Origin of the sequence: Levilactobacillus sp. LN180102 (assembly GCF_050106635.1) — a bacterium.
Taxonomy (GTDB): domain Bacteria; phylum Bacillota; class Bacilli; order Lactobacillales; family Lactobacillaceae; genus Levilactobacillus; species Levilactobacillus brevis.
This window is the reverse complement of the sequence record NZ_JBNIIX010000002.1, coordinates 62,295-76,415: the sequence shown is the minus strand read 5'-3', so window position 1 is coordinate 76,415 and position 14,121 is coordinate 62,295. Positions and strand designations below refer to the sequence as shown.

Genomic DNA, 14,121 nt, shown 5'->3' with positions numbered 1-14,121 from the left:
ATTCTCAGTCTGAGAATCTTCGGCCCAATGACCATGCTTATTTAATTAAAGACGCGCGCAATACCAGCGACATTAGAGCGTTGGCCGTTCTTGATGGGTTGGACCATGATCCGTGGTGGCCAGCTTTCGATGACCTTACCCTTGCCTAAATAAAGCGCAACGTGCCAGATGGTGTGGGTACCTGGTTGATAGTAGAAGACCAAGTCGCCACGTTTTTTGTGGCTGTAGGCAACGTGCTTAAACTTCTTGCTAGCCCACAGATTCCGTGAGTTCCATTCATTTCCGGGGTAGGCATGATGAATAGAGCTGATTGGTGCTGGGTTAATACCCCCGGCGTAGAGGGCTTGCATGACCAAGCCAGAGCAGTCGGTACCATAAGCAGGACTCGTGGAAGAGCCAACTAGATAAGGATTACCCATGTATTTGTAGGCTTGCTTAATCATGGCTTCGATGTGGTCTTGACGGCCATTCCAAGCGTGGGCACCCAGTGGGGCAACATAACGATCAATGCTGGTCCAACTGGATTTGGAGAAGCCTAGCTTCACCCACGTCTTTTCGTCAACGTTACCCGTGACCTTTAGGTGATGCTTCTTTTGAAATGAACGAACGGCGTAGTAAGTTGCGGTGTTGTACTTGTTATAGCCGTTGGCCGTTCCCAAGTGTTTCATGATTTTCCAGGTCTTAATGCCTTCATAGTTGCGCTTAACGGTGTAGCCGACCTTGCCGTAAGGCTTGATCTGGGTGTAATTGACTTGGTAGTACTTCTTAGGATTTTGATAACCCGCGGTTTTGGCAACGAAGGCTTTGTTGGCCGTCACGTATTTGCCAGTATTGGTTTTGAGCAGTGGAGCGTGGCCCTTAACTGTCACCACTTTTATAATCTTGGCATAGTGATTGGCCTTGATGGTTGCTGCTTTTTTAGTCTTGGCGGCGTTTTGGTAGTAGACGACCGTCTTTTTGGTACGGATAATGCCGGGATTGGCAGTGTAATATTTCGTGTTAGCTTGGGCAACAACAGTGTTACTGCCGAGTCCCAAACTGGTTAAGGCTAAAATCAATAAACCTAATTTTTTCATGAGAAGTTCCCCTTATGTTAGTAACTTAATGCGCGATAAGCATCGTGCTTGCGGTGTGTCTGTAAGCTGGTTAATGTCATATTAGTTTTTTTCTTGGTCCAAGGGTCGTTGTAATAGGCCCGCGTCTTACTGTAGCCGGTGAGGGTGATCGCGTGATTAACAAAGCCGTCAACGTTAGCCACCCAGACAACAACGGGATGTCCGACATTAATCTTGGCCTTTAATTGGTTAAAGGACGCACCAGTCAAATTGGTAGCCGACCCAACGTGCTTTTTAACCAGTGGCATCAAGCCCTTGGGATAGATCCACCAGCCGGATTTGGCATAAGGATTACCAACGAACCCCTTATTCGGATTGGAACTACGGGGCATTTCATTGGCTAATGAGGTCTTAGTGACCTTGGCCCCAGCATATTGGAGCATCATGGTGGTGGCAGTTACTTCACAGCCCGTTGGTAATTGTGGCCGTTGACCAATTAGTGGCACCTTTAGGTAGCGGTAAGTTTTGACCGTTCCATTACGGTGAATCCACCCAACTTGTTTCGTCGTTGTTGTGGTGAACTTTAACCAGCTACCATCGGCCATGGTTTCTTCACGGGTGATGTGAACCGACTGATTGGCGTATTGCCGACCAGTGGCAATCGGTTTGGCATTCGCTGCGGATGATTTGGCGCCGCCAGAACGATAAACCTTGTAGTTATGAGTTTGATTTGGCCCAATCTTAGTATAGTAGTTAACAACCTTACGTTGACTGACGGGACGATAGACGGGTTGTTGGGTGACGGTAGACGAACTTTGGGCATCGGGTGTGGTACTGGCGGCGGCCCCAATCGACCCGCTAAGAATTAGGCCGACGCCTAACGCCACGATGCTACTGATGAATCGTTTCATGATAAACGGTTCCCCCTTAGAATATGTATGATAAATGAATGACCGAGCCACCAAAATGCGGGCTTAGCGTCATTCTTATTGTACACGTTATGTTTAAGATAAACAATGTTGAATGGGTAAACAAAAAAGCGGCAGCTAACGTGGTGAAGCACACGTTAACTGCCGTTTTTTATGGTTATTGAATTTGATTAGTGAGGCGTAAAAATTCCTTGAGCTGACTCGCATCAATGCCGACCATGATGGCAGCTCGGAGTGGCATATTTTTCATGAGTTCACTGTTAGTGTCATCATTAGCCAGTTGATCAAGACTGGTTGCCATTTTTGTTTGTTCCAGAGCGGGACGCAGATCTGGTCGAGCCATGATATCCCCAATGTAGGTATTAGCGGTAATGGGGGCCAAATGTTTGGGATTCCAGGTAAGTGAGATATCTTGGCTGAGGTTTAGCTGACGAGATGATTGACCGACACTAATCGTATAGTTACCGTCATCCATTTGCCAGGAAGCCGTTCGGGCGTTGTACCAACTGAAATCACGTCGAGTCAGTATTCGAGTAATTGTTTTAGTTTCGCCAGAACGCAAAGCGGTTTTGACAAAGTCACGGAGTTCACGGCGCGGCACCTCTATATGGCTGGCATGGTTAGCCACATAAATTTGAGAAATTTCTTGTCCGTCGACCGGACCATCATTAGTAAGTTGATAACGTAACGTCACCTGCTGATCTTGGACAGTAACCTTAAGATCATGATAGCTAAAATGGGTATAACTGAGACCAAAGCCAAATGGATAGCGTACAGCCCGTTGCTTCAAGTCGTAGTAGCGGTATCCTACAAAAATATCTTCATGGTAATCTTCCGTTAACGGACTGGCATTAAAGGTTCCATAAGTCGGATTATCGGCTAACTTAAATGGAAAACTTTCCGCTAATTTTCCGCTGGGATTGACTGCACCAGTCAATACGTCCCAAGTGGCCTCACCAACAGCTTCTCCAGCCAAATAGGTTTCTAGGATAGCTGCGACGTCATCTGCCCAAGGCATTTCAATAGCCGAACCGTTTTGTAAAACGACAACGGTACGGTTGTTCACGGCAGCAACTTGGGAAATCAGGGTGTTTTGGTTTTCGGGTAAGGCCATGGTGGTCTTATCGAAGCCTTCTGATTCCAATGCTTCAGGGACGCCAGCAAAGATAACAACGGCGGGTGCTTTTTTAGCGGCCGCTACGGCTTGTGCCAATCGATTGGGGTCAGACTGCGTGGCGTTAACTTGATAAGCGGCTTGATAAGTTGTGTTGCCAGCAGCTTGAGCTACTGAGAGCGGTGTTGTAACCCGAAAAGCATTGACGTGGGAACTACCACCACCTTGGTACCGTGGCTTTTCCGCTAATTCGCCTAGAATTGTGACATCTTGGAGATTATCTAATGGTAAGACTTGGTGGTCATTTTTTAACAGAATAAAACTATTAGCCGCCAGTTGGCGAGCAAATTGATGTTGTTTTTCTTGGTCGTAAGCATGTGGCGTGCTATCCACATGCCACTCGTGAATCATTTTAAGAACACGTTTGACAGCAATATTGAGAGTGGCCTCGGTTAGGTCGCCGTGCTGTACGGCCTCGACAATTTCTGTTGTAGATTGAGGACCCTTTCCGGGCATTTCTAGATCAAGACCAGCTCGCAATGCCGCAATATGGTCGGCAACTGCGCCCCAATCTGACATGACAACGCCATCAAACCCCCACTCATCACGCAAGATTGTCGTTAATAGACGGAAGTTTTGTGAGTTTAGGGTGCCGTTAATCGCATTGTAAGAACACATGATGGTTGCAGGATGGGCTTTGGTCACAATCCGTTCAAAAGCAGCGAGATAAATTTCTCGCAGTGCTCGTTCACTCATATTTGAGGATGAGGTGAACCGCTGATTTTCACGGTTATTGGCGGCAAAGTGTTTAACACTAACGCCGACAGCTTGACTCTGGACGCCAGTTACGTATGCAGCACCCAGTTCACCAGCCACTAAGGGGTCTTCTGAAAAATATTCAAAGTTTCGACCGGCTAATGGGCTACGTTTGATATTAATACCTGGGCCTAATAAAATGCTGACACCTTCGGCTTTAGCCGCGGTCCCCAGATGTTGCCCGAGGTGAGTTAAAGCACTGCGGTCAAAGGAACTAGCAGTCAGTGCTGAAGCTGGAAAGGTTACCGCTTTGACGCTTTGATTAAGACCCAAAGCATCCGCGCTACTGGCTTGCTTTCGCAAACCCGAAGGACCATCTGTCATCATAATTTTTTCCAAGTTTAGTCGTTCGACGCCAGCAGTAAACCAAAAATCTTTGCCGGAAACCAGACTGGCCTTTTCGGTCAAAGTCAGTTGATCAATAAAATCATTAGAAGGAATGGCTGTCATAGAGAGGCTCCTTTGTCATTTTATAAAAACGCTTACAAGAATCAGTGTATCAGGAATCCATAATAGCTGAAAGTACTGAATTGAACGAAAAATGACCCAAATCTGACTTACTGAGGATCCAATAGTGCAAATGACTTGTGAGCAAAACTGGAAGCATGATAGGCTGAAACTCCCTAATTTTTAGCGACAATTTGACGATAGGTTTTGGGCGACATAGCGGTCCAGCGCTTGAATTGGCGACTAAAATGTGAAGCATTTTGGTAGCCCAGTGTTTGGGCAATCTCACTGACACTAAATTGTGGCTTGAGTAGCATCTTTTTAGCCCATTTTAACTTAAGCGTCGATAAATACTGTTGGGGTGAAAAACCATAGGCCTCCTTGAATAGGCGGTTCCCATAGCCTTCACTGATACCAATAGAGGACATAAGATCAGCAATTGAAATCTGAATGGATGTTTCATCGATCGGATGAAGAATAGCCTCGTTAAGTGTTGATTTGAGGGTTTCCGCAATAATCTTAGCGTAGCGAGATTGATTAGCATTGGTGCTAGCGGTTTTTGTTGGAATCAAGCGATTGAAGGCCATAAGGATTTGTGACAGGTAAATTTGAATTTGCATTTTATCCTCGAAAGAATAGGTCGTGGTTGGTGAAACTAACTCAACCATTGCACCTAAAATTGGGCGAATTTCTCGGTTGATTGGATCCATTTTGGGAAAAAACACGGGGGAGTTTTGAATCAATTGCACAATGAAATTGGGCTCATCTAAATCAAAGTGAAAACAGAAATAAGTTAGTTGGTCAATAGCTTGTGCCGTGTGACGAAATCCAGGGGGAATCAGAACAAAATCCCCTTGATTTAAGTGATACTTTTCGTGCTCAATAGTGAGACATTCCTGACCATGCAAGATAAAAATTAATTCAAAGGCTTGGTGTTTATCTTGTGGAACGAACCAATCATTAGCGACCTGCTGATAATGACCGCCAAAAAAATTTAAATTCCAATCGAGAACTGGTAGGCGATGTGCATTTTTTAGGATATCCATAGTCAATTTCTTTCTCCCAAAGGTTTGATTTGGGTCTTTTTTAGCCGAACATAGCCATGTACAAGCATACACTAATCGGTAATAATTACCAGGTAAGCGTTTACAGAAACGATGAGTGAGGGACAAGTGATGAAAGATATTTTATATGGCACGGCCTATTATTACGAATATTTACCTGTTGATCGATTGGATAAGGATATCGAGATGATGAAAGCTGCTAACATCAATGTCGTTCGCATTGGTGAAAGTACATGGAGCACTTATGAGCCGCAGGATGGTGTTTTTGATTTTTCACCTTTGGATAAAGTGCTTGATGCTATGCATACTGCCGGGATTCATGTAATTGTTGGTACCCCAACTTACGCTATTCCAACTTGGTTGGCCAAGACGTATCCAGAAGTTATGGTACAGGTTGATGGTCAGCGTAAACCGTATGGTGCTCGGCAAATTTTTGATATTACAAATCCAACATTTCTACGATATGCTGAACGAATCATTCGGAAAATGATGCAACATGTTGCACACCACCCTACAGTCATTGGATTCCAAGTAGACAACGAAACCAAACACTATGGTACGTCAAGCGATAATGTTCAAAAAGGGTTTGTTCAGTTTTTAAAGCGTGAATTTAAAGGCGATTTAAAACAATTAAATCAGGAATTTGGACTGGATTATTGGAGTAATCGGATTAACGCATGGGAAGATTTTCCCTCAATGGACGGCACAATTAACGGAAGCCTACAAACGGCCTTTGAGACTTATCGGCAGAAACTAGTCACAGATTACTTATCTTGGCAGGTTTCTCTGGTTGATGACTATCGTCTCGCTGATCAATTTGTTACCCATAATTTTGATTTTGAATGGCGTGGTTATTCATATGGTATTCAACCAGAAGTCAATCATTTTGATGCTAGTGCCGCGTTGACTTATGCCGGAGGTGATATTTATCACCCGTCGCGTAAGCACTTGACGGGAACTGAACTCTCTTTTGCGGGTGATGAGTTGCGAACACTAAAGCATGATAATTATTTGGTAATGGAAACTCAGGCGCAAGCCTTTAAGCAGCAGGTTCCTTATCCAGGACAGTTGCGCCAATTGGCTTATAGCCATCTAGCTTCGGGGGCTAATATGGTGGAATACTGGCACTGGCATTCGATTCATAATTCGGCAGAGACTTACTGGAAGGGGATTCTCAGCCATGATTTTCAGCCGAATCCAATTTATGACGAGGTTAAACAAACCGGCACGGAATTGAAGCGTCTTTCAAGTCATTTGGTCAATTTAAAAATTAAGGCAAATGTTGCCTTCTTGGCTAGTAATCGTAGTTTTACAGCACTCAATGCCTTTCCATTTTCTGATAATCATAACTATAATGACCTCTTCCGATCGCTATATGATCAATTTTATCGATTGAATATTCGGACCGACATAACTGATGAGACTCATATTCGATTACAGGACTATCAATTAATTGTTGTGCCGGCTTTGTATAGTGTGAGCGATGCTTTCTTGGATAAACTCGATGACTACGTAAAACGTGGTGGACATGTGATCTATACGTTTAAGTCAGGTTTCACAAATGAACACGTCAAAGTACGCATGGATCAACAACCGGGCCGACTTACCCGCTCAACGGGGGTCCACTACAACCTATTTGTAGATCCAGATGGCACACAATTAGTTGGTCAGTCTCGAAGTTTGCGACAGATTGCAGATACGTCATTACAGGATTGGATGGAATTATTAATTCCTGATACAGCGGAGATTTTAGCAACGTACGATGATCCTAACTGGTCAAATTATGCAGCAATCACTAAAAATCATTACGGTCAAGGGTTGGTAATTTATCTAGGCTGTTATCCGTCTGCGGCGGTAATTTCTCAATTAGTGGCTGATTATACGCAAGAGTTAGGATTACGACGGTTCACTGCGGCCTTTCCAGTCATTATTAAGCAGGGAACGAATGACTTAGGTAAGACGGTGACCTACTACTTCAACTACTCAAGTGAAACACAACTCGTATCGAATCCAGTTCGCGGCACTGACTTGTTGAGCAATCAAGAAGTGGTCAACAAGTTAGTATTAAACCCGTGGGGTGTAGCGATTGTTGAGTCCGTATAAAAGGAGAAAAAACATGGATAATACAGCAAAAAATAGCGAGACAGTTGTATCGAAATTAACGATGAGTAAAGCTCACAAAGTTCGGTTTTCTATTAGCTTCTTTATCTTCGCGCTGTTATGGATGGGTGGTTTAGGAATTGTTTCTGCTGTTTTATTACCACAACATCTGAAGGATTTAGTGGGACCGACAGCTTCAACAGCCATTTTTGGTGTTCTTAATGCGGCAACAGCCATTGCATCATTACTATCTAATTTAGTTTTTGGAAATTTATCCGATCGTACGCGGTCGCGATTAGGTCGACGGACGCCTTGGGTTATTGGTGGTGGACTTGTTGGCGGAATTTCCTTATTTGCAATTGGAATTTTGAATAACGCGTGGACGATTGGCGTGGCTTATTGTATTAGCATGGTTGGCTTAAATATGATGATCGCACCAGTTATTGCAACACTATCTGATCGTGTTTCAGACGATATGCGAGCAACGATGTCAGCATTTATGTCTGCTGGAACGACTTGTGGAACTTCCTTGGGAACTCTAATTGGCGCTTATTTTATCACCTTACAAATTCCTGGATTTGTGATTGCCGGTGTTTTAATGGGGGTTGCGGGCATTTGTACAGTCATTGTCTGGCCGACTGAACCATCTTCGAAAGATTTACCAGCTGTTGCGGGTGGTTTTAGTGAATTACTAGCATCATTTCGACCACCATTAAAGGGTGCCCGTGATTTTTGGTTAGCTTTTTTAGGCCGTACGCTGTTAATCTTTAGTTATTATATGATTCTGAATTATCAGTTATATATTTTGGAAAGCTACATTGGCCAAGGAAAAACTAATGCAGCGGCTACCATTTCAGTGATGTCGGTTGTTACGATGATTGTGGGATTAGTTGGATCTTTAGCCTCTGGTGCGATTTCTGATGCAATCGGTCGACGAAAGTTACCCGTTATTGTTTCTGCTATTTTACTAGCGATTGGCTACCTGCTACCTTGGGTAATGCGTTCGGCAACCTCAATGATTTTATTTGCCGGTTTTGCCGGTTTGGGATATGCCGTTTATGGTGCGGTCGACCAGGCCTTGAATATTGATGTTTTACCGAATAAAGAAGAGGCTGGTAAAGACTTGGGAATCTTAAATATTGCGACAACCCTGGGACAAACGGTTGGACCCATTGTGACCAGTATCGTTGTTGTTATGGGTGGCTACAAGTTGGTTTTCCCAATCGCGATTGTCTTTGTCTTATTAGCATGTATCTTCATTCAGATGATCCGATCAACTAAATAATTTGGAAGATTGTAAGCGCTACAAATATATTGAGGAGGATAACAGATGACAACTTGGATTGAAAGTACGCCGGATGCGTATTTAACTGAGAAAACACCCACAACGATTACAGCAACCACCTCGCCAGATTTGCAATTGACAGGAGAACGGTTACAGAAATTGCGGGGATTTGGCGGTTGTTTTAATGAACTGGGGTACCTACCCCTCAGTAAGTTACCCGATGATCAGCAGCAAATGATTTATCGTGATTTATTTTCACCAGAAGGGCTGAACTTTACATTTAATCGGACCCCAATTGGGGCGAATGATTTCGCAGAAACTTGGTACAGTTATGATGAAAGCGATGGGGATTATGCACTGGATGATTTTTCAGTAGCCCATGATGAACAGACGTTGGTTCCCTATATTAGAAATGCCCAGCGTTATCAACCAAATTTGGAATTATTTGCCAGTCCGTGGACACCGCCGACTTGGATGAAGTTTCCTAAAGTCTATAACTTTGGACGAATTGTGATGACACCTGAGAATTTACAGGCGTATGCGGATTATTTCGTCAAGTACATTCGGGCTTACGAAAAACTAGGTATTCATATTCAACGTGTTTGTCCGCAAAATGAAGTATTTGCCGACCAGAAGTTTCCATCCTGTCGATGGCATAGTGAAGACTTACGTATCTTTATTCGAGATTATCTTGGCCCGACGTTCAAGCAAAATAACTTGGATACTGAAATATTTCTGGGGACGCTGAATGGTCCAGAAGACATGTCATTTGATGCATCCGGCATTAAAATGGATAACTATAACCGCTACGTTGATAATATTTTATTTGATGACCAGGCACGAAAATATATCACAGGAATTGGGTATCAATGGGCTGGGCAACATGCTATCGAACGGACGCATGCGTCGTGGCCAGAAATGGAGCTGATTCAGACTGAATCGGAATGTGGTTATGGTGAAAATACGTGGCAATATGCTGAATATATTTTCCATTTGGTCAACCATTACTTCACAGCAGGAGCAACAGCTTACACGTATTGGAATATGATTCTAGGTGATACCATTAGCACATGGGGATGGCACCAAAACTCGATGTTTTCAATTGATTCTAAGACACAAGCAGTCACCCGTAATCCTGAATATTATGTTATGCGGCATTATGCACATTATGTGAAGCCAGGGGCTCGCGTATTAGCGACAACGGGACATTTTAACTCAATGGGAAAGGCTTTTCGCAATCCGGATGGGCAAGTGGTCGTCGTTGTCCAGAATGCATTAAATCGCGAATTACCGTTTACCTTTGCCGATCCTGATCAACCGGATGAGGGAATTCAGGTAACACTAGCGCCGAACTCATTCAATACATTTGTACTCGATTAATTTGAAAAACCGTTGCCCTTCAACTGTGGGCAACGGTTTTTTAACGTCTAAATAATCTCAGCACCCAACACCGTTTCAAAATGGCGAAGGGCCCAAGTATGTCCAGTTGCATCAAAGCTGGCAACGGCATTCTTTGGAACGACCAATTGATAGCCCAAGTTGTAAGCATCGACAGCCGTATGTAGGACACAGATGTCGGTGCAGACGCCCGTTAAGACTAACGTATCGACACGGCGTTCGCGTAAGCGCAAATCAAGGTCAGTACCGGCGAAGGCACTGTAGCGGGTCTTAGCGAACTGCCAGACATTATCTGCCGACTGGTTTTGATTAAACCAGTCTTTGACCGGGCCATAGAGCTCATGCCCCCAGGTCCCCGCAACGTTATGCGTCGGAAATAAGCGACTTTCAGGATGATAAGGGTCATCGGGGGTATGGACATCGGTTGGGAGTAACACCCAGTCGCCAGCTTGCTGGGCTTGCTGGGCCAGCTCCGTAATGGTGGGGGCTAGCAACTGTCCCGGCTGACCACAGGTTAAGGCTCCCGAATCTGCAACAAAGTCATTAGTGTAGTCGATGATTAACAAAGCTTGATTAGTCATAATGGTCCTCACTTCCACGAGATTGATTACAGTATGTTGGCCGCTCAATAAATTGTCAATGAAAGTGGCTATTTATTTTTTATAGATGCACATTGACAGATGATTTTTGTCGTCGTATATTATTAGTGAATCTATATTATACGTCGTATAGTATTGAGGAGGAAAATTAATGGCTATTCAAATTCCAACTGAACTATTAGACGGCTGCGTCTTGGGCCTGTTGACTCGGGGAGATTATTACGGTTATACGCTAACCCAAGAAGTGCGCCAGCAGATTCCAATTTCAGAGTCAACGTTGTATCCGGTCTTGCGACGGCTGAAAAAGAATGGCTGGTTAACAACCTATGATGAGCCTTTTCAGGGGCGTAACCGACGCTATTATCAGTTAACGGCATCGGGTCGTACGCGCTTAACCGAGATTCAAACGGACTGGGTAGCGTTTCAGCCAGCGATTACGACGTTATTAGGGGGACACACACATGAATGATTACTTACAGGCGGTCCATCGCCTGATCGGCCAACTAACAACGGCGGAGCAACATGATGTTGTGGATTATTATCGAGAATACTTATTAGATGCTAACCTTGAGACTTACCAGCAAGCAGTTGATGAGTTGGGGACGCCGCGGTCATTAGCGCGCAAGATTTTGGCGGATTACTCGATCCGTTTATCAGAACAAGGTGGAGATCAGGCTTCAGGACGAACACGTTCCTCGGTACAGGCAACTAAAGATAATGTTAAAACAGTTTGGTTAATTATTTTGGCACTATTATCGACGCCTATTACGATTCCCATTTTATTGGTAGTTGGTGCGCTATTTATTGCTTTTGCCGCTGTTTTATTTGGATTAGCGGTCGCGGCTTTAGCTGTTTTTGCTAGCATCGTGATTGTAGGTGTCGTAGCCACGATTGTGGGAATTGTGATGTTATTTCAAGCACCGTGGACGGGGGTCTTCTATCTCGGTGTTGGCTGTCTGTCATTGGGCGCCAGTCTGTTAGGTTGGTTAGTCATCAAGTGGTTGGGAATCAAATTGATTAGTGGCTTATCGTGGGCGGCCAAGGGGATTTATGACCGTTTTATTCCACGAAGTCGCGCAGAACGGGGGCGAAAACTATGAAGCGAAGTTTAATGGTCAGCGGAGGTCTTTTAATTCTAGGGGCGATCTTGTTAGGCTGGGGCTGGCAACATCGTGGCGACAAGCCGGTTGTGTGGAACCACCAAGATCGGCGATTTGAAGTGATTCAACAGAAAAAACAACGCCAGCGGTTAGACAGTTATCGACGCATTGTGATTGATACGACAGCGCCGGTTACGATTCGCCAAGGCGACACACGCCAGGTGACGCTACATAATTTCAGTAGTGCTAATAATCGGCTCCGCGCACGGGTCAGTCAGGGGACACTGACAGTTACCGGGGGTTCGACAACAATGAACTATGTTTTAGGCTTTGGGAGTGATGGTGGCGGAATTAACTTTAGTAGTAACGGTGATAAACGCGGTGTCGTCATCACGGTACCTAAAACACAGCGGTTAGATAGCATCATTTCTAAGCGTGAGGGTGGAGAGCTATCTTTAAAAAAGATGACCGTCAAACAAATTTCCGTCAAGTCCACAGATGACGTCAGTTTTAATGATGTTCGCGTAACGAAGACCTTAGCCGTGGATACGACTGCCGGTGATATTAGTGGTAAACAGGTCAAAGCAGATCGCGTGGATTTAACTGCTGAGGAGGGGGACGTTAGCCTCACGCAGAGCCATTTTAAAGCAGTCAATAACCGTGTAATCAGTGGAGATGGCGATGTTCGCTTAGCCACAACCCAATTGGGCGGTGGTCACGTGGTCGCTAGTGACGGCGATATTCAGTTACACGATAATCGACTAATGGGGACTCTAAAGGCAACGGCGACTGATGGCGATATTTCAGCGCGAATTGCGCCAGCCGCGGGAGCTAAGGTGACGACCACGGATAGCGATGATGAAATTCATGTCGTGGGTCACTCGCGGTCTAGTGGTTACTGGTTGCGGCGCGCTGCCAGTGCGCAGTACCGATTGTCCACGGATGATGGGGATATTACCGTGACACAATAAGTGGTGGTCAGACGAGTAGGGGAGAAACCAGTAAAAAGGCGGTGACTGCGGTTACGGCCTTTTTTGCTGGTTTCTAAGACCAAACGTGTTAAAATGTAGGAACTGCGTTAAACCGGATTAAACATCAAATTTAAGTTATAGAGGAGACTTTATCGTGCCTGATTCAACTTATTGGCAACAAATTGCTGACCACGCGCGGGCGGAAAACCGACCTTTTTTTAGTTTGGCGCCCATGGAGGCCGTTACCAACGCTATTTTTCGGCGGGTCGTCGCGAGAGCTGCGGCGCCGGATGTCTTTTTTACGGAGTTCACCAATGCCATTAGCATTACCCATCCCAAAGCCAAGTTTACCGTGGCTGGCCGGCTATACGTTGCCCCTGAAGAGGCCCACATGCCAGTCGCCCAATTGTGGGGGAATGATGGTGAAGCCTTTGCTCGGGCTGCGGAGGCGGTCAAGGACTTGGGGTATGAGGCCATTGATATCAATATGGGCTGTCCTGATTCGACGGTTATCAAAAATCATGGTGGTAGTGATCTAATCCGTAATTTCGATAGTGCAGCGGCGGTAATTGCAGGTGCTAAAACGGCCGGACTACCAGTCAGTGTCAAAACACGACTGGGGTACAGCCGATTGGATGAATGGCGTGACTGGTTAACTTTCTTGTTCCAACAAGATATTCCATTATTGACGATTCATTTGCGGACGAAAAAGGAAATGAGTCGGGTGCCGGCCCATTATGAAATGATTGATGACATCGTTAAGTTGCGGGATGAGATTGCGCCGGATACGTTACTTCAATTGAATGGGGATATCGAAAACTATACGGATGGTGTGACACTAGCCCAGGCGCACCCCGGAGTTGATGGTATTATGATTGGGCGGGGGATTTTCACTAGCCCCTTTGCGTTTGAAGCGACACCACAAGAACATGACATTAAAGAACTGTTGGGTCTACTAAATTACCAATTGGATCTCTACGATGAGTTTGCCCAACGATTTGATACCTCGCGTTTTGCGTCATTGAAGCGGTTCTTCAAAATTTATGTGCGCAACCAGCGTAATGCGGCGAGCCTACGTAACGCTATGATGGAGACGCATACGACTGATGAAGTCCGTCAGTTGTTAGCCGACTCCGATCTGACGAAGTAATCATTGCCAAAAATAAATGAATTTAGCGCGTTTCACCAAGTGTTTGATTATTGGTGGCGCGCTTTTTTACGTTAGCAGGGTAAATCTACCGCT

General features: G+C 45.0%; 12 protein-coding genes. 7 read left to right on the top strand and 5 right to left on the bottom strand.

What is annotated here, in order from left to right; all coding sequences use genetic code 11:
- Positions 1–41 precede the first annotated feature (41 nt).
- The 4 genes from ACP4IT_RS01645 to ACP4IT_RS01630 all read right to left on the bottom strand — a co-directional run bounded on the left by ACP4IT_RS01645 (position 42) and on the right by ACP4IT_RS01630 (position 5,407).
- Positions 42–1,076 (bottom strand): DUF5776 domain-containing protein, encoded by a 1,035-nt coding sequence (locus ACP4IT_RS01645; protein ID WP_426855155.1) that lies wholly within the window; start codon positions 1,074–1,076, stop codon positions 42–44.
- A gap of 17 nt (positions 1,077–1,093) precedes the next feature.
- Positions 1,094–1,966: a C39 family peptidase gene (locus ACP4IT_RS01640; protein WP_011667034.1), complete on the bottom strand. Its 873-nt coding sequence runs from the start codon at positions 1,964–1,966 to the stop codon at positions 1,094–1,096.
- 175 nt (positions 1,967–2,141) lie between these two features.
- Positions 2,142–4,364, bottom strand: coding sequence for a glycoside hydrolase family 3 C-terminal domain-containing protein (locus ACP4IT_RS01635; protein ID WP_015473139.1), 2,223 nt, complete (start codon positions 4,362–4,364; stop codon positions 2,142–2,144).
- A gap of 173 nt (positions 4,365–4,537) precedes the next feature.
- Positions 4,538–5,407, bottom strand: a complete 870-nt coding sequence (locus ACP4IT_RS01630) for a helix-turn-helix domain-containing protein (protein ID WP_021740865.1) — start codon at positions 5,405–5,407, stop codon at positions 4,538–4,540.
- A 129-nt stretch (positions 5,408–5,536) separates the two neighbouring features.
- Between ACP4IT_RS01630 and ACP4IT_RS01625 the strand changes: the two genes are divergently transcribed.
- The 3 genes from ACP4IT_RS01625 to ACP4IT_RS01615 are packed head-to-tail and all read left to right on the top strand — an operon-like array spanning position 5,537 to position 10,190.
- On the top strand, positions 5,537–7,528 hold the full coding sequence (locus ACP4IT_RS01625) for a beta-galactosidase (RefSeq protein WP_426855154.1): 1,992 nt from the start codon (positions 5,537–5,539) through the stop codon (positions 7,526–7,528).
- Positions 7,529–7,541: 13 nt separating this feature from the next.
- On the top strand, positions 7,542–8,810 hold the full coding sequence (locus ACP4IT_RS01620; RefSeq protein WP_041815097.1) for an MFS transporter: 1,269 nt from the start codon (positions 7,542–7,544) through the stop codon (positions 8,808–8,810).
- 45 nt (positions 8,811–8,855) lie between these two features.
- The gene (locus tag ACP4IT_RS01615; protein ID WP_015473144.1) at positions 8,856–10,190 is read left to right on the top strand and encodes a glycoside hydrolase family 30 protein; all 1,335 of its coding nucleotides are present in this window, start codon (positions 8,856–8,858) and stop codon (positions 10,188–10,190) included.
- 47 nt (positions 10,191–10,237) lie between these two features.
- Here ACP4IT_RS01615 and ACP4IT_RS01610 read toward each other — a convergent pair whose 3' ends face one another.
- Positions 10,238–10,792 carry a cysteine hydrolase family protein gene (locus ACP4IT_RS01610; RefSeq protein WP_041816435.1) on the bottom strand — a complete coding sequence of 185 codons (555 nt, stop codon included), beginning with the start codon at positions 10,790–10,792 and terminating at the stop codon, positions 10,238–10,240.
- Positions 10,793–10,958: 166 nt separating this feature from the next.
- Between ACP4IT_RS01610 and ACP4IT_RS01605 the strand changes: the two genes are divergently transcribed.
- The 4 genes from ACP4IT_RS01605 (at position 10,959) to ACP4IT_RS01590 (ending at position 14,028) form a co-directional block, all read left to right on the top strand.
- The gene (locus tag ACP4IT_RS01605) at positions 10,959–11,276 is read left to right on the top strand and encodes a PadR family transcriptional regulator (protein ID WP_011667036.1); all 318 of its coding nucleotides are present in this window, start codon (positions 10,959–10,961) and stop codon (positions 11,274–11,276) included.
- Positions 11,269–11,907, top strand: a complete 639-nt coding sequence (locus tag ACP4IT_RS01600) for a DUF1700 domain-containing protein (protein ID WP_011667037.1) — start codon at positions 11,269–11,271, stop codon at positions 11,905–11,907. Before ACP4IT_RS01605 ends, ACP4IT_RS01600 begins: the two co-directional genes overlap by 8 nt.
- The gene (locus ACP4IT_RS01595) at positions 11,904–12,878 is read left to right on the top strand and encodes a DUF4097 domain-containing protein (RefSeq protein WP_011667038.1); all 975 of its coding nucleotides are present in this window, start codon (positions 11,904–11,906) and stop codon (positions 12,876–12,878) included. Before ACP4IT_RS01600 ends, ACP4IT_RS01595 begins: the two co-directional genes overlap by 4 nt.
- A gap of 154 nt (positions 12,879–13,032) precedes the next feature.
- Positions 13,033–14,028 (top strand): tRNA dihydrouridine synthase, encoded by a 996-nt coding sequence (locus ACP4IT_RS01590; protein ID WP_097558399.1) that lies wholly within the window; start codon positions 13,033–13,035, stop codon positions 14,026–14,028.
- Positions 14,029–14,121: the final 93 nt, after the last annotated feature.